Origin of the sequence: Nonomuraea purpurea (assembly GCF_042650645.1) — a bacterium.
Lineage (GTDB): Bacteria > Actinomycetota > Actinomycetes > Streptosporangiales > Streptosporangiaceae > Nonomuraea > Nonomuraea purpurea.
In genome coordinates this window covers 66126-86668 of record NZ_JBHSBI010000024.1, presented here as the reverse complement: position 1 = coordinate 86668, position 20543 = coordinate 66126, and the positions used below count along the sequence as shown (strand labels likewise).

At 67.1% G+C, this 20543-nt stretch carries 18 protein-coding genes; 8 read left to right on the top strand and 10 right to left on the bottom strand.

The features are described from left to right. Nucleotides 1-42: 42 nt before the first annotated feature. From ACFOY2_RS37210 to dnaA, 8 genes are all read right to left on the bottom strand, one after another. Nucleotides 43-786 (bottom strand): DUF3566 domain-containing protein, encoded by a 744-nt coding sequence (locus ACFOY2_RS37210; RefSeq protein WP_379532806.1) that lies wholly within the window; start codon nt 784-786, stop codon nt 43-45. 3 nt (nt 787-789) lie between these two features. Further along, the gene (gyrA, locus tag ACFOY2_RS37205) at nt 790-3288 is read right to left on the bottom strand and encodes a DNA gyrase subunit A (protein ID WP_379532805.1); all 2499 of its coding nucleotides are present in this window, start codon (nt 3286-3288) and stop codon (nt 790-792) included. 12 nt (nt 3289-3300) lie between these two features. Next, complete coding sequence (gene gyrB, locus ACFOY2_RS37200; RefSeq protein WP_379532804.1) at nt 3301-5244, bottom strand: DNA topoisomerase (ATP-hydrolyzing) subunit B; 1944 nt, start codon at nt 5242-5244, stop codon at nt 3301-3303. A 303-nt stretch (nt 5245-5547) separates the two neighbouring features. Beyond that, nucleotides 5548-6054, bottom strand: coding sequence for a DUF721 domain-containing protein (locus tag ACFOY2_RS37195; RefSeq protein ID WP_379532803.1), 507 nt, complete (start codon nt 6052-6054; stop codon nt 5548-5550). Next, nucleotides 6044-7288 carry a DNA replication/repair protein RecF gene (gene recF / locus ACFOY2_RS37190; protein WP_379532802.1) on the bottom strand — a complete coding sequence of 415 codons (1245 nt, stop codon included), beginning with the start codon at nt 7286-7288 and terminating at the stop codon, nt 6044-6046. The genes ACFOY2_RS37195 and recF overlap by 11 nt, the downstream gene beginning before the upstream one ends. Before the next feature lie 65 nt (nt 7289-7353). Beyond that, nucleotides 7354-8298 carry a phosphogluconate dehydrogenase (NAD(+)-dependent, decarboxylating) gene (gnd, locus tag ACFOY2_RS37185; RefSeq protein WP_379532801.1) on the bottom strand — a complete coding sequence of 315 codons (945 nt, stop codon included), beginning with the start codon at nt 8296-8298 and terminating at the stop codon, nt 7354-7356. Between the two features lie 46 nt (nt 8299-8344). Beyond that, nucleotides 8345-9484: a DNA polymerase III subunit beta gene (gene dnaN / locus ACFOY2_RS37180; protein ID WP_379532800.1), complete on the bottom strand. Its 1140-nt coding sequence runs from the start codon at nt 9482-9484 to the stop codon at nt 8345-8347. A 523-nt stretch (nt 9485-10007) separates the two neighbouring features. Then, the gene (gene dnaA / locus ACFOY2_RS37175; RefSeq protein ID WP_379532799.1) at nt 10008-11588 is read right to left on the bottom strand and encodes a chromosomal replication initiator protein DnaA; all 1581 of its coding nucleotides are present in this window, start codon (nt 11586-11588) and stop codon (nt 10008-10010) included. A gap of 446 nt (nt 11589-12034) precedes the next feature. Between dnaA and rpmH the strand changes: the two genes are divergently transcribed. From rpmH to ACFOY2_RS37135, 8 genes are all read left to right on the top strand, one after another. Then, the gene (gene rpmH, locus ACFOY2_RS37170; protein ID WP_195900401.1) at nt 12035-12172 is read left to right on the top strand and encodes a 50S ribosomal protein L34; all 138 of its coding nucleotides are present in this window, start codon (nt 12035-12037) and stop codon (nt 12170-12172) included. A gap of 62 nt (nt 12173-12234) precedes the next feature. Then, a complete protein-coding gene (rnpA, locus tag ACFOY2_RS37165; protein WP_379532798.1) occupies nt 12235-12597 on the top strand; it encodes a ribonuclease P protein component in 363 nt (120 codons plus the stop codon). Further along, the gene (gene yidD, locus ACFOY2_RS37160) at nt 12594-12875 is read left to right on the top strand and encodes a membrane protein insertion efficiency factor YidD (RefSeq protein WP_379532797.1); all 282 of its coding nucleotides are present in this window, start codon (nt 12594-12596) and stop codon (nt 12873-12875) included. Before rnpA ends, yidD begins: the two co-directional genes overlap by 4 nt. A gap of 4 nt (nt 12876-12879) precedes the next feature. Then, nucleotides 12880-13833: a membrane protein insertase YidC gene (gene yidC / locus ACFOY2_RS37155; protein WP_379532796.1), complete on the top strand. Its 954-nt coding sequence runs from the start codon at nt 12880-12882 to the stop codon at nt 13831-13833. A gap of 20 nt (nt 13834-13853) precedes the next feature. Then, complete coding sequence (locus ACFOY2_RS37150; protein WP_379532795.1) at nt 13854-14342, top strand: Jag family protein; 489 nt, start codon at nt 13854-13856, stop codon at nt 14340-14342. Between the two features lie 314 nt (nt 14343-14656). Next, entirely contained in the window at nt 14657-15328 is a 672-nt protein-coding gene (gene rsmG / locus ACFOY2_RS37145) for a 16S rRNA (guanine(527)-N(7))-methyltransferase RsmG (protein ID WP_379532794.1), read from the top strand. Between the two features lie 137 nt (nt 15329-15465). Then, on the top strand, nt 15466-16404 hold the full coding sequence (locus ACFOY2_RS37140; RefSeq protein ID WP_379532793.1) for a ParA family protein: 939 nt from the start codon (nt 15466-15468) through the stop codon (nt 16402-16404). A 550-nt stretch (nt 16405-16954) separates the two neighbouring features. After that, the gene (locus ACFOY2_RS37135) at nt 16955-17917 is read left to right on the top strand and encodes a ParB/RepB/Spo0J family partition protein (RefSeq protein ID WP_379532792.1); all 963 of its coding nucleotides are present in this window, start codon (nt 16955-16957) and stop codon (nt 17915-17917) included. An 85-nt stretch (nt 17918-18002) separates the two neighbouring features. On the opposite strand, the gene ACFOY2_RS37130 is transcribed toward ACFOY2_RS37135, so the two are convergent. Together ACFOY2_RS37130 and ACFOY2_RS37125 are read right to left on the bottom strand one after the other, a co-directional pair. Next, a complete protein-coding gene (locus ACFOY2_RS37130; protein WP_379532791.1) occupies nt 18003-18143 on the bottom strand; it encodes a hypothetical protein in 141 nt (46 codons plus the stop codon). A 593-nt stretch (nt 18144-18736) separates the two neighbouring features. Then, the gene (locus ACFOY2_RS37125) at nt 18737-19783 is read right to left on the bottom strand and encodes a threonine aldolase family protein (protein ID WP_379532790.1); all 1047 of its coding nucleotides are present in this window, start codon (nt 19781-19783) and stop codon (nt 18737-18739) included. Between the last annotated feature and the right edge of the window lie 760 nt (nt 19784-20543).

Genomic DNA, 20543 nt, shown 5'->3' with positions numbered 1-20543 from the left:
CCCCACACCCACAAGGGACGGCGCGAGCACCACCGCGCTGCCTTACTCAGCCTCGCTGAAGGTCACCTCGACGCCCCCGACCAGGTCGGAGGCGATGTTGTAGATGACGGCCCCCAACGTGGCCAGAGCGGTGATCAGGACGACGTTCACGGCCCCGATCAGTGCGGTGTAGCCGAGGATGCGTACGGGCTCGAACCAGGAGGCGATGTCGATGGGGATGGAACTCTGCCCCTGCTCCCCTTGGCCGAGCTGGTTGACCAGGTCGATGAGCGAAGTGAACACCCCGAGGGCGGAGAGCACTCCGTACAGGACCGCCACGGCGACGAACAGGACCACGAAGCAGACCAGGGAGACCACGAAGCTGAACTTCATGGCCGACCACGGCTCGACGCGGCGCAGGACCAGGTGGGCCTTGCGGGGCAGGCGGCCCCCCGAGGCGTTGGACGACTTCTTCTTGTTGTTGCCGCTGGGCAGTTCGACGGCCGGCGGCGCCTCCGTGGCCAGCGACGACGCGCGCAGGCGTATCGTGTCGTTGCCTTCCGGTTGCTGTGGCACCGGCGGCGGCCCCGGAGGTGGGGGCGCAGGCTGCTTGGCGGCCTGCGGCGGCGGGCCCGGTACCGGCGCAGGAGGCTGCTCCTTGCCGGGGACGGGTCTGGCCTGGGCGGGCGAGGTGTCCTTGCCCTCGTCCACCCCGTTGAAGATCTGGGTTTCCGCAGGCTTCTTCGGTTGCTGCTGTCCGTTACCCGCAGCCGCCTTGGTTCTGGCGGGGCCACCTTGGGCGCTCATGAATTACTCTCCTCCCCCGTCTTCCTCAGTCTCCACCGAAGCCTCCAACGACTCCGCGTTCCGGGCGAGGGCTACCACGCTGTCGCCTTCAGCGAGATTCATCAATCGCACTCCCATGGTCTGGCGGCCGGACTGCTTGATCTCGCCGGCACTCGTCCGGATCACCCCGCCGGCGGACGTGATCGCGAAGACCTCATCCTCGGGGTTGACCATGACGGCTCCGACCAGCTTGCCGCGAGAAGATACGATTTTCGCAGTAAGCACGCCCCTGCCGCCACGTCCTTGAACTGGATACTGCTCCACTGGCGTCCGTTTTGCGTACCCAGCCTTCGTGGCGATAAGCACATCTTGACCATCGGCGATCCGATTCATGGCGAGAAGTTCGTCACCTTCGAGGAACCTCATGCCGATGACACCGCTGGTCGCCCGCCCCATGGGACGCAGCGCTTCGTCCGAGGCGGTGAACCTGATCGACTGCGCACTCTTGGAGACGAGCAGCAGGTCGTCCTCCTCGGAGACCAGCCGGGCCCCGATGACCTCGTCGTCGTCCCGCAGGTTGATGGCGATCAGGCCGCCGGACCTGGGGGAGTCGTACTCGGACAGGCGCGTCTTCTTGACCAGCCCGCTGCGGGTGGCCAGGACGAGATAGGGAGCGACGTGGTAGTCGCGTAGGTCGAGAACTTCCATGACTGTTTCGTCGGGCTGCATGGCAAGAAGGTTCGCCAAATGCATGCCCCGGGCGTCACGACCCGAGTCGGGCAGTTCGTAGGCCTTGACGCGGTACACCCGGCCCTTGTTCGTGAAGAACAGCAGCCAGTGATGCGTCGTGGTGACGAAGAAGTGGTCGACGATGTCGTCCTGGCGCAGCTGAGCACCGCGTACGCCCTTGCCGCCGCGCTTCTGCGCCCGGTAGGAGTCGGTCCTGGTGCGCTTGGCGTAGCCGCCCCGGGTGATCGTGACGACGACCTCGTCCTCGGCGATGAGGTCCTCGATCGACATGTCGCCGTCGTAGGCGACGATCTCGGTCTGCCGGTCGTCGCCGAAGCGGTTGATGATCTCGGTCAGCTCTTCGTTGATGATCTCCCGCTGGCGGGCCTCGCTGGCCAGGATCGCGTTGTACTCGGCGATCTGCGTCATCAGCGAGTCGTACTCGTCCTGGATGGCCTGGCGCTCCAGGGCGGCCAGCTTGCGCAGCTGCATGTCGAGGATGGCCTGAGCCTGTACCTCGTCGATCTCCAGAAGCGCCATGAGGCCCTGCTGGGCGTGCGAGGCGGACTCCGAGGCCCGGATCAAGGCGATGACCTCGTCGAGCCGCTCAAGGGCCTTCAGCAGCCCGCGCAGGATGTGCGCACGCTCCTCGGCCTTGCGCAGCAGGTAGCGCGTCCGGCGGACGATGACCTCGATCTGGTGGGCCACGTAGTACCGGATGAACTGGTCGAGCCGCAGCGTCCGCGGCACGCCGTCGACCAGCGCCAGCATGTTGGCGCCGAAGGTGTCCTGGAGCTGGGTGTGCTTGTACAGGTTGTTGAGCACGACCTTGGCGACCGCGTCGCGCTTGAGCACCATGACCAGGCGCCGACCGACGCGCGATGAGCTCTCGTCGCGTACGTCGGCGATGCCCGTCAGTTTGCCCTCGCGCACCAGCTCCGCGATCTTCAGGGCGAGGTTGTCGGGATTGACCTGGTACGGCAGTTCGGTGACGACGAGCGCCTGCCGCCCCTTCTCCTCCTCGACCTCGACCACGGCCCGCATGGTGATCGAGCCGCGCCCGGTGCGGTAGGCGTCCTCGATGCCGCGCCGGCCCACGATGAGCGCCTTGGTCGGGAAGTCGGGGCCCTTGACCAGCTTGATGGACGCTTCGAGCAGCTCTTCGTCGCTGGCCTCCGGGTTCTCCAGGGCCCACTTGACCGCGGCCCCGACCTCGCGCAGGTTGTGCGGCGGGATGTTGGTGGCCATGCCGACCGCGATGCCGCCCGAGCCGTTGACCAGCAGCTGCGGGAAGCGCGCCGGCAGCACGTCCGGCTCCTGCGACTTGCCGTCGTAGTTGGGGCGGAAGTCGACGGTGTCCTTGTCGATGTCGCGCAGCATCTCCATGGCGATGGGCGCGAGCTTGCACTCGGTGTAGCGCATCGCCGCCGCGGGGTCGTTGCCGGGCGAGCCGAAGTTGCCCTGCCCGTCGACCAGCGGATAACGCAGCGACCACGACTGCGCCAGGCGTACCAGCGCGTCGTAGATCGAGGTGTCGCCATGGGGATGGTAGGTGCCCATCACGTCACCGACGACGCGGGCGCACTTGAAGTAGCCGCGGTCGGGACGGTAGCCGCCGTCGTACATCGCGTAGAGCACGCGCCGGTGCACCGGCTTGAGACCGTCGCGCACGTCCGGCAGCGCCCTGGACACGATGACGGACATCGCGTAGTCCATGTAACTGCGCTGCATCTCGGACTGGATGTCGACAGGCTCGATGCGTTCAGCCGGGGGAGTGGTGTTCACGTCCGTCACAGGTAAATGTCCTTAAACGTCGAGGAAGCGCACGTCGCGGGCGTTGCGGATGATGAAGTCGCGCCTGGCTTCCACGTCCTCGCCCATGAGCACGCTGAACAGGTCGTCGGCCTGCGCCGCGTCGTCGAGCGTGACCAGGCGGAGCAGCCGGGTCTCCGGGTTCATCGTGGTCTCCCAGAGCTGGCCCGCGTTCATCTCGCCCAGGCCCTTGAAGCGCTGGACGTTGTCGCGCGGCCGAGGGTCGGCCTTGCCGCCCGCGATCCCTTCCGCGATGACCGCGTCGCGCTCGGCGTCGGAGTAGGCGTAGGAGGCGTCCTCGCCCTTGCGGTCCCACTTGATCTTGTAGAGCGGCGGGCACGACAGGTAGACGTGACCGGCCTCGATCAGCGGCCTCATGAACCGGAACAGCAACGTCAGCAGCAGCGTGTTGATGTGCTGGCCGTCGACGTCGGCGTCGGCCATGAGGATGACCTTGTGGTAGCGCAGCTTGGCGATGTCGAACTCGTCGTGCACGCCGGTGCCCAGGGCGGTGATCAGTGCCTGGACCTCGTTGTTCTTGAGGACCTTGTCGATCCGCGCCTTCTCGACGTTGAGGATCTTGCCGCGGATGGGCAGGATCGCCTGGAAGCGCGAGTCGCGGCCGCCCTTGGCCGAGCCGCCCGCCGAGTCGCCCTCGACGATGAACAGCTCGCACTTCTCCGGGTCGTTCCACTGGCAGTCGGCCAGCTTGCCCGGCAGGCCGCTGCCCGCTTCGAGCAGCGACTTGCGCCTGGTCAGGTCGCGGGCCTGGCGGGCGGCGAGGCGGGCGCGCGAGGCCTGCAGCGACTTGTTGATGATGTCTTTCGCTTCGCCGGGGTTTCGCTCGAACCAGTCGCGCAGGTGGTCGTTGCAGGCCTTCTGCACGAACGACTTCGCCTCGGTGTTGCCGAGCTTGGTCTTGGTCTGCCCCTCGAACTGCGGGTCGGACAGCTTGACCGAGATGATCGCGGTCAGGCCCTCGCGGACGTCCTCACCGCTCAGGTTGTCGTCTTTGCCCTCTTTGAGGAACTTCTGCTCGCGCGCGTAGCGGTTGACGATCGACGTCAGCGCCGCGCGGAAGCCCTCCTCGTGGGTGCCGCCCTCGGCGGTGTTGATGACGTTGGCGAAGCTGTAGACGGACTCCGAGTAGGAGTTGTTCCACTGCATCGCGACGTCGACCGCGAGCCCGTCGCCCTCCGACTCGAAGGAGATGATCGACGCGTGCGCCGGCTCCTTCTTGGCGTTGAGGTGCTGCACGAAGTCGGACAGGCCGCCCTCGTAACAGTAGGTGACGACAGTCGGCTGGCCGTTGACGTGGTCGGTGCGCTCGTCGGTCAGCGTGATCGTCAGGCCCTTGTTGAGGAAGGCCATCTCCTGGAAGCGCCGCGAGAGCGTCTCGTAGTTCCACGTCGTGGTCTCGAAGACGTCGGCGTCGGGCCAGAACGTGATCGTGGTGCCGGTCTCGTCGGTCTCCTCGCCCTTGGCCAGCGGCGCGACGGGCTTGGACATCTCGTAGCGCTGGCGCCAGTAGTGGCCGTTCTGCTTGATCTCGACGTCCATGGCGGTGGACAGCGCGTTGACGACGGCCGAACCGACACCGTGCAGGCCGCCGGAGACCGCGTAGGCCTGGCTGTCGAACTTGCCGCCCGCGTGCAGGGTGGTCAGCACCACCTCGACGGCCGAGCGCTTCTCCACCGGGTGAATGCCGGTGGGGATGCCGCGCCCGTTGTCGATCACGCGCACGCCGTTGTCGGCCAAGAGCGTGATGTCGATGCGGTCGGCGTAACCGGCCAGGGCCTCGTCCACCGCGTTGTCCACGATCTCCTGGACGAGGTGGTGCAGGCCGCGCTCACCGGTGGAGCCGATATACATACCCGGGCGCTTGCGAACCGCCTCAAGCCCCTCGAGTACGGTGATTGAGCTAGCGTCGTAGGACAACTGCGAAATCCTCCTGCCGCGGACACGCGGCGGGGGAGGCCATCAACTGCGAAAGCTGCCCCAACCGTGCCCGTCACCGTCGTGAGTGCCCCGATGCGCGGTCACCCGGGGGAGTCGGCTTGCTGCCGGGGTGACACGCAAGCGGACGTGTCCGGAATCCGTCTTCAGTCTACCGGGTCTGGAGCCCGAAGGTGGCAATGAACGCGCCTGTGATGCTCCCTCGCTCGTTTTGCCCCCTGGCAAGCATCCCCCCTCCGGAAAGGGGGCTTATCGCGTCTGCGGCTTTCTGATCGCCCTGAGCGCCTAACCGTAGGTGTCACGGGGACGCCGATTTCCGGTCACCCGCAAACCCCCCGAAGGTCGGGGCGCGTTCTGCGGCCCTCTGACCTTGACCTTCGTCACGGTGCCGTCGCCGAGTTCCTCGTTCAGCCTGCGTACGAGGGTGCGCGCGAGCAGCCTGACCTGCGTCGCCCAGGTGGGGGAGTCGGCCAGGATCACCACCTCGCCGTCCTCGAACGACTCCGGTTTGGTGTGGGCGGCCACGTCGGGGCCCACGATGTCGGCCCAGCGCCCGAACACGCCTCCGACGGCCACCGGACGCTCCCAGCCGCGATCGGCCAGCAGGTCGGCGATGGCGCGTCCGAAAAGCTGGGGGTCGCCGCCCTCCCTGCGCGGCCCCCTGGCCTTGCGCCGCGGCTCGCGGCGGGGGAGTTGCCCGCGTTTGGCCGCGTCGGCCTTGGCCTGGGCGAGCTTCTCCCTGGCCATGGCCGCGCCTCTGGCCGTCACGTTCTCGCCGTTGTCACCGGACACGGCTCACGCCCCCTTCCGCGACGTCGAACCTGGCCCCCACCAGCTCCCGCGGCACGTCGTCCGGCACGGCCGCGGTGATCAGCACCTGCTCGGCGGGCGCGACGATCTCGGCCAGCCGCCGCCTGCGCTGGCTGTCGAGCTCGGCGAACACGTCGTCGAGGATCAGCACGGGATCGCCTCCGTCGGCCCGCAGCAGGTCGTAGGCCGCCAACCGCAGCGCCAGCGCGAACGACCAGGACTCGCCGTGGCTGGCGTAGCCCCGGGCGGGCAGGTCGCCGAGGCCGAGAATCAGGTCGTCGCGGTGCGGGCCGACGAGGGTGACGCCGCGTTCGAGCTCTGCCTGGCGGACCTCCACCAGCCGCTCCCGCAGACGCTCTTCAAGGGTTTTCCCCAAGTCTGTGGATAACGTCTGTGTATCGAAAGATCCCCGCTCACCGGCGATTTCGTCGTCCACACCCCCCTCGCCTGTGGCCGGGCCTGTGGACAACGTGCTGCGGTAGGCCAGCGTCGCGGGGGCGCTGGACGGGGCGAGCGCCGCGTACGATCCGGCCACCAGCGGGCGCAGCGCCTCGATGAGTTCCAGCCGCGCCCGCAACAGCTCCGCGCCGTGCCTGGCGAGGTGGGCGTCCCACACCTCCAGCGTGCTCAGCACGTCGCCGGCGCCCGCCGCGGTGAACCCGCTGTCGGCCTCGGCCCGGCGGGCGCTCCTGCTGCCTCTGCGGGCCTGTGCGGCCGTACGCAGCAGCGCGCCGCGCTGCTTGAGCACCCGGTCGTAGTCGGCGCGCACACCGGCGAACCTGGGCGCCCTGGCCACCAGCAGGTCGTCGAGGAAGCGGCGGCGCTCTGACGGGTCGCCCTTGGACAGCGAGAGGTCTTCAGGGGCGAACAGCACCGTGCGCAGCAGGCCGATGGCGTCGCGCGCTCTGGAGACGGCGGAGCGGTTGAGCCTGGCGCGGTTGGCGCGGCCGGGGTTGATCTCCAGCTCGACCAGCGCCCGCCGTTCGTCCCTGTGGACGGCGCAGCGTACGACGGCCCGGGCGGCGCCCTGGCGGACGAGCGGCGCATCGCTCGCCACCCGATGGCTGGAATGCGTCGCGACGTAGCCGAGGGCTTCGACCAGGTTGGTCTTGCCCTGGCCGTTGGGCCCCACAAAGGCCGTGACGCCCGGCTCCAGGCCGAGCTCCACGGACGCGTAGGACCGGAAGTCGGTCAGCGAGAGGTGGGCGACATGCACCTCATGAAGGTTAGTGGGCCACGCGCGCCACTGGGGTCACCGGCATGCGAGCTGTGGAAAACCCGTTACCGATCGCTCTCGCGCGGCGGCGTCACGTCGGCGCCCGGCGAGTCGGCCCCTTTGCCGGTACTGCCCTCCGTCGAGGTGATCGCGTGGCCGCCGAACTGGTTGCGCAGCGCCGCCACGACCTTCATCGCCGGCGAGTCATCCTGGCGGGAGGCGAACCTGGCGTAGAGCGCGGCGGTGATGACCGGCAGCGGCACCGCGTGGTCGACGGCCGCCTGGACGGTCCACCGGCCCTCGCCGGAGTCCTGTGCGTAACCGCGCAGCTGGTCGAGGTGCTCGTCGTCGTCCATCGCCCGGACCATCAGGTCGAGCAGCCAGGAGCGGATCACCGTGCCGGTGCGCCAGCTCTTGAACGAGCCCCTGACGTCCTTGACGACGTCGGAGGCCTCCAGCAGCTCCCAGCCCTCGGCGAACGCCTGCATCATGCCGTACTCGATGCCGTTGTGGACCATCTTCGCGAAGTGGCCGGCGCCGACGTCGCCCGCGTGGACGAAGCCGTCCTCACCCTCGGGCTTGAGCGTCTGGAAGATCGGCATGAGGCGCTCGACGTCGTCGCGGTCGCCGCCGCACATGAGCGCGTAGCCGTTCTCAAGGCCCCACACGCCGCCGCTGACGCCGCAGTCGACGAACCTGATGCCCTTCTGGGCCAGCTCGGCGGCGTGCTTCTGGTCGTCCACATAGTGGGAATTGCCGCCGTCGACGACGGTGTCGCCCTCCGACAGCAGCTGGCCGAGCTCGTCGACGGTGGCCTGGGTGGGTTTGCCCGCGGGGACCATGACCCAGATCGCGCGCGGCGCCTGCAGACGCTCGACCAGGTCCTTGAGACTGGTCACGTCGCTGATCGCCGGATCGCGGTCGTAACCGACGACCTCGTGACCGCCGCGGCGCAGGCGTTCGGCCATGTTGCCGCCCATCCTGCCCAGTCCGACCATGCCGATCTGCATGTTGATCTACCCCCTTGTCAGGCTTCCATCATCCCCGATGACAGGATCAGCCTGACAGGCGGATGGGCATGATCAGATAACGGTAGTCCGTGACGGCTCCGTCCTCCACAGGCTTGCCAGCAGTGAGGATAGCGGGCTTCGTCGATGTGGTCATCTGGAGCCGCGCGATGTCGGAGTCGATGGCCCCCAGACCCTCCAGCAAAAACTGGTGGTTGAAGGCGATGTTCATCTCCTCGCCCTCGTAGTCCACAGGCAGTGCCTCGACGGCCTGCGCCTCGTCGCCGCTGCCGGCCTCGAGCACGACCTCGCCGCTCTTGAACGCCAGCCGTACGGGCGTGTTGCGCTCGGCGACCAGGGCCACGCGCTTGACCGCCTCCACGAACGGGCCTGTGGACAAGTCGGCGCGCGCCGAGAACTCCGTCGGCAGCAGCGAGCGGTACTTCGGGAACTCGGGGTCGAGCAGCCGCGTCGTGGTCCGCCGTCCCGCGCTCGAGAAGCCGATCATGCCCTCGCCCTTGCCGCCCGCGGCGCTGAGCGCGATCTCCACCTCGGCTCCGGTGGCGCCGAGCGCCTTGGCGGTGTCGGCGAGCGTCTTGCCGGGGATCATCGCGATGGAGGAGAAGTCGGGCTGGCCCGGCTGCCACTTGAGCTCGCGCACGGCCAGGCGGTAGCGGTCGGTCGCGGCGAGGGTCACGGTGTCGCCGTCGATCTCCATCCGCACGCCTGTGAGCATCGGCAGCGTGTCGTCCCTGCCGGCGGCGACGGCGACCTGGCCGACCGCCGAGGCGAACACGTCGCTGCCCACCCGGCCGGCGGCCGGGGGCATGGCCGGGAGGGTCGGGTAGTCCTCCACAGGCATGGTCAGCAGGGTGAAGCGGGCGCTGCCGCACGTGACGACCGCCTTGGCGCCGTCGACCACGACGTCCACAGGCTGTGCGGGAAGTGCGCGGGTGATCTCGGCGAGCAGCTTGCCGGAGACCAGAACGACGCCGGGCTCGCCGGTGTGGAGTTCGAGCGTCACCTCGGCGGAGACCTCGTAGTCGAACCCGGAGAGCTTGAGCCGCTGCTCCTCGGTGACCTCCAGGCGCATGCCGGCCAGGACGGGCACCGACGGGCGCGCCGGGAGACTGCGCGCCGTCCATGCCACCGCCTCAGCGAGGACGTCTCGCTCGATTCGGAACATCACGGTGATCAGCCTCCTGGGCTCGTTGTCGATTCAAGGATTCACTCTCCCGCACTCGCGCTCCGGGAGAACCCTCTATGAGTCTTTGAGTTTCTTAGTAAGAGAGATAAGAGGTCATCACACTAGGGGGTGTGGATACTGTGGATAACCAGTGTTTTGGCTGCTCAGAGCCCCTATTTTTGTCCACTGAGGGTGTGGGTGAAGCCTGGGGAGAACTCGCGAACCTGGGGACGGAGATCCGTTGCCCACAGGCCATCCCCAGATCTTGGGGTCTTCGTCCACCGGTTATCCACGAGGTTTCCACAGGTTGTCCACGGGGTAAAAGGCCGGCTTCTGGAGCTCCAGATCGACTGTTCACAGGCTGTCCACATGTTATCCACGCGTCGTCCCCAGATTTCCCCCAGACATCCCCAGCTCTGTCCCCAGCCAATGTGGACGGATTTTTCCCGGCATTGTGGGGCGAACGACGGCCGCGTTTTGACGTTTGCACTGGTCCACATAGTTATCCACAGGCTGTGCATGACTTTCAGGATCCGCGCTGTGTCTGCTTGATCCGCATTGTTAGCTCGTTGACCTGGTTGTACATCGACCTGCGCTCCGCGATGAGCGACCGGATCTTGCGCTCGGCGTGCATGACGGTCGTGTGGTCGCGGCCGCCGAACTGCTGCCCGATCTTCGGCAGCGACAGCTCGGTCAGCTCGCGCGCGAGGTACATCGCGATCTGCCGGGCGTTGACGAGCGCCCGGCTGCGCGAGGTCCCGCACAGGTCGTCGATGCTGATGCCGAAGTAGCTGGCGGTCTCGGCCATGATCGCCGCGATGGTGATCTCGGTGTCGGACTCCGAGGTGATCAGGTCCTTCAGCACCACCTCGGCGAGCTGCAGGTCGACGCCCTGCCTGTTGAGGCTGGCGAACGCGGTGACCCTGATCAGCGCGCCCTCCAGCTCCCGGATGTTGGTGGAGATGCGGCTGGCGATGTACTCGAGCACCTCGGGCGGCGCGGCCAGGCCCTCCTGGATGGCCTTCTTCCTGAGGATGGCGATCCGGGTCTCCAGTTCGGGCGGCTGCACGTCGGTGATCAGGCCCCACTCGAACCGGTTGCGCAGCCGGTCCTCCAGCGTGATCAACTGCTTGGGCGCCCGGTCGCTGGAGATCACGATCTGCTTGTTGGCGTTGTGGAGGGTGTTGAAGGTGTGGAAGAACTCCTCCTGCGTCTGCTCCTTGCCCTCCAGGAACTGGATGTCGTCCACGAGCAGGATGTCGATCGCGCGGTAGCGGCCGCGGAAGCCGTCGGCCTTGTGGTCGCGGATGCTGTTGATGAAGTCGTTGGTGAACTCCTCGGAGCTCACGTATCTCACCCGCGCGCCGTCGTACAGGCTCTGCGCGTAGTGCCCGATCGCGTGGAGCAGGTGCGTCTTTCCCAGCCCCGAGTCGCCATAAATGAAGAGCGGGTTGTACGCCTTCGCGGGGGATTCGGCCACCGCCACGGCCGCCGCATGGGCGAACCGGTTGCTGGCGCCGATGACGAATGTCTCAAACGTGTACTTCTGGTTGAGCCTGGCCGGTTCGCTGGGCTTGTTGCTTTTCGCCTCCCACCGGTTGGGCGCCGACTCGGGGGCTTTCTCCACAGGCGGTGTGTACGACGGCGCCTGTTCAAAACTGAAGCCCTGCTGTGGATATTCGGTGGACAGCTGGGGCTGCTCCGGTTGTGGAGAGTAGAACTGAGGCGGCTCGAAAGCCTGGTTGTGCTGCGGTTGCGCGGGCTGTGCAAAACGCAGCTGACTCTCCACACCCTGGGGATAACTCTGAGTCACAGGCTGTTGATGAGGGTCGGGCGCCGACTGCTCCGGCGCCGTTGTGTCGATCATCACGGCCAGCCGCATGCTCCGGCCGAGCTCCTGCGACAGCGCGTGCGTCACCAGCCCGCGCAGCTTCTGCTCGATGAGGTCCTTGAGGAAGTCGTTGGGGACGCCCAGCACGATCGTGTCGTTGGCCAGCGCGATCGGACGCACCATCGACAGCCAGGTGCGCTGCTGGATCGGCACGTTCTCGTTGAGGAAGTTGCTCAGGGCCCTCCCCCATACCGCGCCGAGGTCGACACTGTTCATGGTGCGGTTCCCCTCCTCCCTGTCGCGGCCCCCCGCGATCGTTTATCCACATGGCGGGACCGCCACGGTGATCAGCGATCCCTTCGTCCACAGCGTGTCGGCCGGGCTTCCCGCCCAGGGCCTCCACAGGAGATCCACAGGTTGTGCACAGTGTTTCGCCAGGTCCAGATGGGCCGACAGGAGCCATGTGCACAGCCCTGTTGAAGATGTTGTCCACAGCCTAGTGGCACTTGAGTGCACATACTGTGGACGGCGCGGGGGCGGTGGAAAACTCGCCTGTGGAAAGGTGGATAACCCGTCCGGTTTGACCTGGACGGCCTGCGCCCCGTAACGTACGACGGTCGGCTTGTCACGCGACGGCTATTTCGCGTGCCCTCGCATCTCTGACAGGCCAGCCATGATGTGTAAGCGCCCGCCGGGCGCACCTTCAAGCCTGGAGCCCACCCGTGAGCAAGCGTACTTTCCAGCCGAACAACCGTCGCCGCGCTAAGACCCACGGCTTCCGGCTGCGGATGCGCACCCGGGCCGGTCGCGCCATCCTCGCCGCTCGCCGCCACAAGGGCCGCGAGAAGCTGTCGGCCTGATCGTCCCGCGCCAGCAAGTCGGCCCGCCGGTGGTTCCCACTGGCGGGCGTTAGGCGTCTACGGTGCTGTCCCGTCAATCCCGCATGCGGCGCGGGGAGGAATTCGAGGCGGCGGTCAGGCGTGGCAAGCGCGCCGGCCGCCCGACCTTGGTGGTGCATTTCTCCGATTCCGGGGAAGAGTCACCTCTGGTTGGTTTCGTGGTGAGCAAGGCCGTTGGCAGTGCCGTGACACGAAATAAGGTCAAGCGGCGGCTTCGACACCTGATGCGCGACCGTCTTCACCGGCTGCCGCGAGGTAGCCTTCTGGTGGTACGCGCCAATCCACCGGCCGCGTCCGCGCGTTACGAGCACCTGGCCGCCGAGCTCGATTCCGCGCTGGATCGTTTGCTCAGGCGGCGCGAGTCCTCGACGGGTGGATGGAAATGACGGAGCAACCGCAGGAGGCGGTGCCGAGCCTCGCAGCTCGGGCACTCATCCTCCCGATCCGGTTCTACCGGGCGTTCATCAGCCCGATGCTCGGTCCACGCTGCCGTTTCTACCCGTCGTGCAGTGCCTACGGGCTCGAAGCGATCATGGTACACGGCGCATTGCGCGGCATATGGCTGACTGTCCGGCGCATCGGGCGGTGCCACCCATTCCATCCCGGAGGTATAGACCCGGTGCCCCCACGCCCGGTCCGGTCTCACGAAATGCAAGGGAGATAGCTCGGTGGAGCTGTCCTGGCTGAGCTGGCTGTATGAAGCCGTCGCCCACGTCATCATCTGGATCCATACCGGATACAGCATGTTCCTCGACCCGGACAGCGGTCTGACGTGGGCGCTGACGATCATCACGCTGACCATATGCATGCGAATCCTGATCTTCCCTCTCTTCCTCAAGCAGATGCGCTCGTCGAAGAAGATGCAGGAGCTCGCCCCCAAGGTGCAGGAACTGCGCAAGCGTTATAAGAACGACAAGCAGCGCATGAACCAGGAGGTCATGGCGCTCTACCAGGGAGCGGGCGCCAACCCCCTCGGCGGCTGCCTTCCCGTCATCGCGCAGTTCCCGATCTTCATCTCCATGTTCACTGTGCTGCAGAACATGGCGAACGGTCATCCCAAGTACGGCATGACCCAGGAACTGGTGGACAGCGCTCGGTCCGCGCACATCTTCGGCGCGCCGCTGCCCGCCAACTTCTGGATGTCGTCGGCCCAGATCGAGAGCTTCGACGCCGGTGTCGTGTCGACCAAGATCGTCCTGGCCATCTTCGTGGCGATCAGCTCGCTCACCACGTTCCTCACCGTCCGGCAGAGCGTCACCCGCTCCATTGCCCAGATGCCGGACAACCCCATGGCGCAGCAGCAGAAGATCCTGATGTACATCTCTCCGCTGTTCGCCTTCTTCAGCCTGAACTTCCCCCTCGGCCTGATCCTCTACTGGGTCACCACCAACGTGTGGACGCTCGGCCAGCAGCACTGGTTCTACAGCCGGCACCCGATGCCTCAGTTCGACGCCAAGGGGAATGTGATCCCGGTGCCGCCCAAGGCGGGTCTGATCGCCAAACTGCGCAAGACCACGCCGGAGGAGCAGGCGCCTCCGCCGCCGCCGGCGGAGCCTAAGATCATTAGGCAGCAGCCAAGCCGCCAGTCCCGCAGCAAGCGCACCGGCAGCAAGAAGTCCTGAACACGAAGGAGAGGCCGGCCATGACCGAGGCCGAGCAGGAGAAGGCTCCTGATCTCAGCGCGCTGGAGCAAGAGGGCGAGATCGCTGCCGACTATGTCGAGGGCCTTCTCGACATCGCCGACATCGACGGCGACATCGACATGGACGTCGAGGGCGACCGCGCCATGGTGTCCGTCGTGGGGCTCAAAGGCACGGAGTTGGTGGGGCCCGGGGGAGAGGTGCTCGAAGCGCTGCAGGAGCTCACGCGCCTGGCCGTGCACCGCCAGACCGGCGAACGCTCCAGGCTGATGCTCGACGTCGGCGGCTACCGCGAGCGCCGTAGGGCGGAGCTGACCAAGCTCGGCACCGAGATCGCCAACCAGGTCAAGGACCGGGGCGAGCCGAAGTCGCTGCAGCCGATGACGCCGTTCGAGCGGAAGATCGTCCACGACGCCGTGGCGGCCGCGGGGCTCCGAAGCGAGTCCGAGGGCGAGGAGCCTCAGCGGTACGTGGTGGTTCTGCCCGCCTGAGTACGTTGATCGGCCGTCTGCCCGCCTTGAGCGTGGCAGGCGGCCGTTTTTGTTTGCCCGGGTGTCGATCGGCCGCGAGAATATAATTCCATTGAATAGGCTTTCGGAAAGAAAACCCGGGTGCTTTGTTCGCGCTGGGTCCCAGCCATATGTCGGGTGCGGTCGTACACGCTTGGGACGAGTGTCCTAGGCTTTCTTCGGCGGCGTGCTCAAAGGCCGATGTCAGGCCCGGCCCGCTAGTCTTCCAGGTGTACGTTTCCCCAGAGTGATCCGTGCCCGGCCACGAGCAAGCACCAAGAAAGGGCCACCGACCAGTGAGCGATGAGCTTCCGGCACCGCCGGACATAGCGCGGGACGTCTTCGCCGGGGAGGCCTGGGATCGTGCCGGCGCCTTCGCCGAGCTGCTGGCGGGTCCCGGCGTGGTCCGCGGCCTGCTGGGACCGAGGGAGGTGCCCCGGATCTGGGATCGCCACCTGCTCAACTGCGCCGTCGTCGCCGAGGTCGTGCCCGCGGACGTGCGGCTGGTGGACATCGGCTCCGGCGCCGGGCTGCCCGGCCTCGTCCTGGCGATCGTCCGGCCGGACATCACCGTCACGCTTCTTGAGCCGTTGCTGCGCCGTACGGTTTTTCTCGAAGAATGCGTCGAGGCGCTCAAGCTCGATAACGTCGAGGTGTTGCGCGGCCGGGCGGAGGAGTTGGCCGGCAAGCGGGAGTTCGACGTCGCCAGTGCTCGCGCGGTGGCGCCGCTCGACCGCCTCCTGAAATGGGCCATGCCGCTGTTGCGTGAGGGCGGCGAGTTGATAGCCATGAAGGGGGAGCGCGCCGCCGGCGAGCTCGCCGAGGCGGAAGAGCAGTTGCGCGCCAGCGGAGCCCGAACGGCTGAGCTCGTGACTGTCGGGCGCGGTAAGGTCGAGCCGCCTGCAACATTGGTTCGGGTGGTAGCGGGTCGCGCGCCGGAGCGAGCGAGGCGGCGACGAAGGAGGTGACGGCTGTGCCAGTCGCGTCATGTGGGCTTGGTTGGCCGGACGGTCGTCGGTCCGAGAGTCCAACCGGGGTTGGCTGGCCTGAATTGGGCGTGTCGCGACAGCAAATTCCCGGCACCGGCACACCACTGGTTGAAAGGATGGCCATTGTGACCCAGACCCCCCTGAACCCAGGTGATTCGCCGTTGGTACGAGAGGCGCTCAGCTCCGTGGTTTCACGTGAAACATCTGCAACCCAGACGGCCGCCGCCCAGGCTGGTGAGGCGCCCAGCGATGGCAACGGTGGCTGGCCGCGTCCGTCGAAGTGCAGAGTGATCGCGGTTGCCAACCAGAAGGGCGGCGTCGGCAAGACCACCACATCGGTCAACATCGCCGCCGCGCTGTCCATGCACGGTGAGCGGGTGCTCGTGGTTGACCTCGACCCGCAGGGCAACGCCTCCACGGCGCTGGCCACCGAGCATCGCGGTGATGTGCCGGATGTGTACCAGGTCCTGGTTGACGACCTGCCGATGGCCGACATCGTCAAGCAGGTCCCCGACATGCCGAACCTGTACTGTGCGCCGGCCACCATCGACCTGGCGGGCGCGGAGATCGAACTCGTCTCGCTGGTGGCACGGGAAGCTCGGCTGCGGCGTGCGCTGGCCGCCTATGACGCGATGGACTTCGACTACATCGTGATCGACTGCCCGCCGTCGCTGGGGCTGCTGACGGTGAACGCGTTGGTGGCCGCGGACGAGGTCATGATCCCGATCCAGTGCGAGTACTACGCCCTGGAGGGCCTCGGCCAGCTCCTGCGGAACGTGGACCTGATCCGGGCCCACCTGAACCCGACACTGCGACTGTCCACCATCGTGCTGACAATGTACGACGGGCGGACACGGCTGGCTTCCCAGGTGGCCGAGGAAGTGCGGGCGCACTTCGGGGACACCGTGCTCAGAACGGTCATTCCGCGCAGCGTGCGGTTGTCGGAGGCGCCCAGTTACGGGCAGTCGGTGATGACGTACGACCCGGGGTCGAGCGGGGCGATGGCCTACATGGACGCCGCCCGCGAGATCGCCCACCGCGCCACCGTGTCCTGACAACCTCGCTGCCCTCTTCGGCCACGAGCTGTTTCCTCGTGGCTGGGTTTCGCGTGCCCGGTTGGCTGCCCCGGTGATGCGGGGCGGTGGCTTGAGGCTGCTCGTCGGCGAGCTGGGCACCTCACACCTCGCGCGTCCGGTTGCGTTGGAACGCGCAGCAGGTGCTTTTCGGCGGGAGGGGAGGGGCAAGGACCACATCTCCCCCTCGTCGCCATGACCCCCGCCCCCACCGCCCCTACCCGGCCCCCACCCCCGCCACCGGCCTCACTACCGACCCTGCCTCCGATATCGGTTCTGCCCCGCCGCTGCCGCTGCCGATGTCGCCCCCCGTCGCCACTGTTGCCGTCCGCCTTGCGGTTGTCGCCGTTGTCGTTGTCGTCGCCCCAGCGGGGGTGGGGTGGTCTCGGGTTCAGTCAGGAGTTGGGCAGATTTGTGACCCTGTCGGCGCAAATCTAACCGGGCGGTGTGTGGCGAGCGGACACCGCGTTGGGTTCACAACGGTAACCTCTCCTGGAGTGACCGGAGTCGACCGGGTGGATGAGGAGACGCAGTGAGTCAGCAGCGGCGGGGATTGGGCAAAGGACTCGGGGCGCTCATCCCGACCGGACCCGTCATTGACGGCGTGGGGACTGTGCCGGCCCCGGCGAATGGCGCGGCGGTGGAGGCGGGCCCGCTGCCGATCGCCGGAGCGTACTTCAAGGAGGTCGCCCTCAGCGCGATCGTCCCCAATCCGCGTCAGCCGCGTGAGGTGTTCGACGAGGAACGCCTTGAAGAACTGGCGGCCTCGATCCGGGAGGTCGGCCTTCTGCAGCCGATCGTGGTGCGGTCTGTTGGCGGTGGCCAGTACGAGTTGATCATGGGGGAGCGGCGCTGGCGCGCGTGCCAGCGGGTCGGACTGGACCCGGTCCCGGCGATCGTCCGCAACACCCAGGACACCGATCTTCTCCGTGACGCCCTGATTGAAAACCTTCAGCGCGAGCAACTGAACCCTCTGGAAGAGGCCGCGGCGTATCAGCAGTTGCTGGATGACTTCCAGGCCACGCACGATCAGCTCGCCAAGAGTGTCGGACGCTCCCGCTCCCACATCACCAACACCCTCCGCCTCCTCAATCTCCCGCCGGAAGTTCAACTGACGGTCGCCGCCGGGGTCATCAGCGCCGGACACGGACGCGCTCTGCTCGGTCTCTCCAGCCCCGAAGAGCAAGTGCAGCTCGCCAAGCGAATCTCAGCGGAGCTCCTTTCGGTCCGAGCCGTGGAAGAGATCGTCGCCATGGGAAGTGCCATGGCGGCCAAGAAGCCCGCTCGCGAACGCCCGGCGGCCAAGCCGGCGGCTCCGGGGCTGACTCATTTGGCAGACCGGCTCTCGGATCACTTCGAGACCAAGGTGAAGGTTGACTTGGGTCGGCGGAAGGGACGCATCGTCGTCGAGTTCGCCACGATCGACGACCTTGAGCGCATCATCGGCACCATGGCACCGGAAGCAGCGCGCGCGATGCGCGAAGCCGAGGATTGAGCTTGAGGGGGAGTGGAGGAAGTCGCGGCTGAGCGTGCGACCGATCACCGCCGTCGTTTCAGGCGCATGGCCGCCGTGCGCTGTTTCACGTGAAACGTTCGGTGCCGGGGATCGGCTTGAAGTCGTTCTGCGGCCCCTCGACCTCAACCAGGTGCAGTGCCCGCACGTTGCCGTCAGCGTCGCCGACAATCTCGGTGGGGGAGGTCGCGTACACGTGCGCTCCCATCTCTTCCCATCTCCCCCGCCTCGAAGTCCGGCTGGGTCGGCTCGATCATCCACACGACCGCTCTTCCTGCCCCCTCCCGTTGGCAGGAAGAGCGGTCGTTCGCCGTCTGAGTCCCGTTTGAGAGAGACGGGAGTGCGACCCATGTTTCACGTGAAACCGGCCGACACTCATCGTTGGGCGTTGGGCGTTGGGCGTTGGGCGTTGGGCGTTGGGCGTTGGGCGTTGGGCGTTGGGCGTTGGGCGTTGGGCGTTGGGCGTTGGGCGTTGGGTGTCGGGGTGTCGCTGGTGCGTTGACGGGCAGAGCTGGTGCGCTGCTGGAGAGAGATGAGGGGGAGGCTGCGCGTCCGGCGTGCGCTCCTTCTGATTGGCGCGCAGGCTGTTTGTTTCACGTGAAACATGCGGGGGCGTAGCACCGATGTCCGCAAGTGCTGGCGGCGTACAGCATGCGTGCGCGTTCCGGTGTACGGATCGAGCGGTCGGAAGGGTGGGCCAGACTCCGGCGCGGGCGGCGGAAGCAAGTCGATGACTCCGAGGCGTGCGGTGTGTTTCACGTGAAACAAGGCAGTGGGACGACGGCTCGTGGAGTGCGGAAGCTATACGGCGGTGGCCTTGTGGATGTCGTTCAGGAAGTCGTCGATGTGTTCCGGTGTGGTGTCGAAGGCGGTCATCCAGCGAACGGTGCCCGCCGTTTCGTCCCAGGGGTGGAACAGGTAGCGGCTGCGAAGGATCTCGATCGCGGCGGGCGGGAGAGTCGCGAAGACGGCGTTGGACTGGACCGGATGAGCCAGGGAGACGCCGGGGATGCCAGCGAGTCCATCGGCCAGGCGGGTGGCCATCTGGTTGGCGTGTGCCGCGTTCTCGCGCCATAGGTCGTCCGTCAGGAGGGCCGAGAGTTGCGCCGAGATGAAGCGCATCTTCGAGGCGAGCTGAAGGGACTGGCGGCGGAGGAACGGCACCGCGTGGGACAGGGAGGGGTCAAGGACCACCACGGCCTCGGCAGCGAGGGCGCCGTTCTTGGTGCCGCCGAAACTGAAGACGTCGACCCCGGCGTCCGTCGTGATGGCCTTCAGATCGCAGTCGAGGTACGCGGCGGCGTTGGCGAGCCGGGCGCCGTCCACGTGAAGACGAAGACCGGACGCGTGCGCCGCCTCGGCCAGGGCGGCGATCTCGTCGGGGGAGTAGCAGGTGCCGAGTTCTGTCGCTTGGGAGATGGACACGACGGTCGGCTGGGATTCGTGGGGGTTGCCGATACCGCCCAAGCGGGCCGTGATGTCGTCTGGGCGGAGCTTGCCATGCTCCGGGGGGATCGTCATCAGCTTCACGCCGAGCAGCCGCTCCGATGCGCCCGCTTCGTGGGTGGCGATGTGGGCGGTGTCGGCGCACAGGATGGCGTCGTAGCGGCCGAGCATGAGCGCCAGTCCGACCATGTTGGCGCCCGCTCCGTTGAGCACCGCGAAACCCTCGGCGCCCGGACCGAACACCTCCTTGATCTTCTCTTCGAACGCCGCGGTCCAACTGTCGTCACCGTAGGCGGGAGCGTCTCCGTTGTTTGCCGCGGCGATGGCTTCGAGGATCGCCGGGTGTACGCCTGCGTGGTTGTCGCTGGCGAAACTCTTCGGGTACATGGAATCGATCAGCACACCGTAAGGCTACGTTTCACTACCCCGCTCACCGATCCCGGGTTCCATCACGAAGGTCTACCGGGGTGGGACACCGGAGCGGGGCGTAGCACCGGATTGAGGGCAGGGTGGCGGGCAGAGGTGGGGTGCTGGATTGAGGGCGCAGTGCTGGATCGGGGGGTGTGGCACGGACTGAGGGCAGGGGTGCCGGCCCAGGGGCGTGACGCTGGATCGAGGGTGGTGTACCGACCCGGGGAGCGTGACACCGGAATGGGGGGTGGGCGCCGGACTGAGGGCGGGGTGCCGATCCGGGGGCGTGGCGCTGGATTGAGAGCGGGGTGCCGGACAGGGGTGCCGGACTGAGAGTGTGGTGCCGGACAGGGGTGGAGCGTCGAAAGGACGGAACTCGCTCTCGGGGCTTGGATGGGCTTTCAGCGGCCTGAGGGTTCGGGGGAGTGCAGTGAGGAAGCGCTGGGGGTGCTCGCGGTAGAGGCGCGACCGCATTCACCGCTCGGTAGTGGCGCATGACTGACAGACGCTGAACCACGACGACGTCGATTGAGGTCCCCGCGCCCAAACACCGGGCGACCGTCAACCGCTGTCCCATTGCCACCCGAACTGCCGGGGGCTGTAGCTTCTCGTCGGGCGTCGGGCGTCGGGCGTCGGGCGTCGGGCGTCGGGCGTCGGGCGTCGGGCGTAGCTGGGTGTTGTCCCGAAGCGGCTGGCGCACGCTGTTGCTTGTCATCGACGTAGCCGCGCGACCGGCCGTTCCGTCTTGACC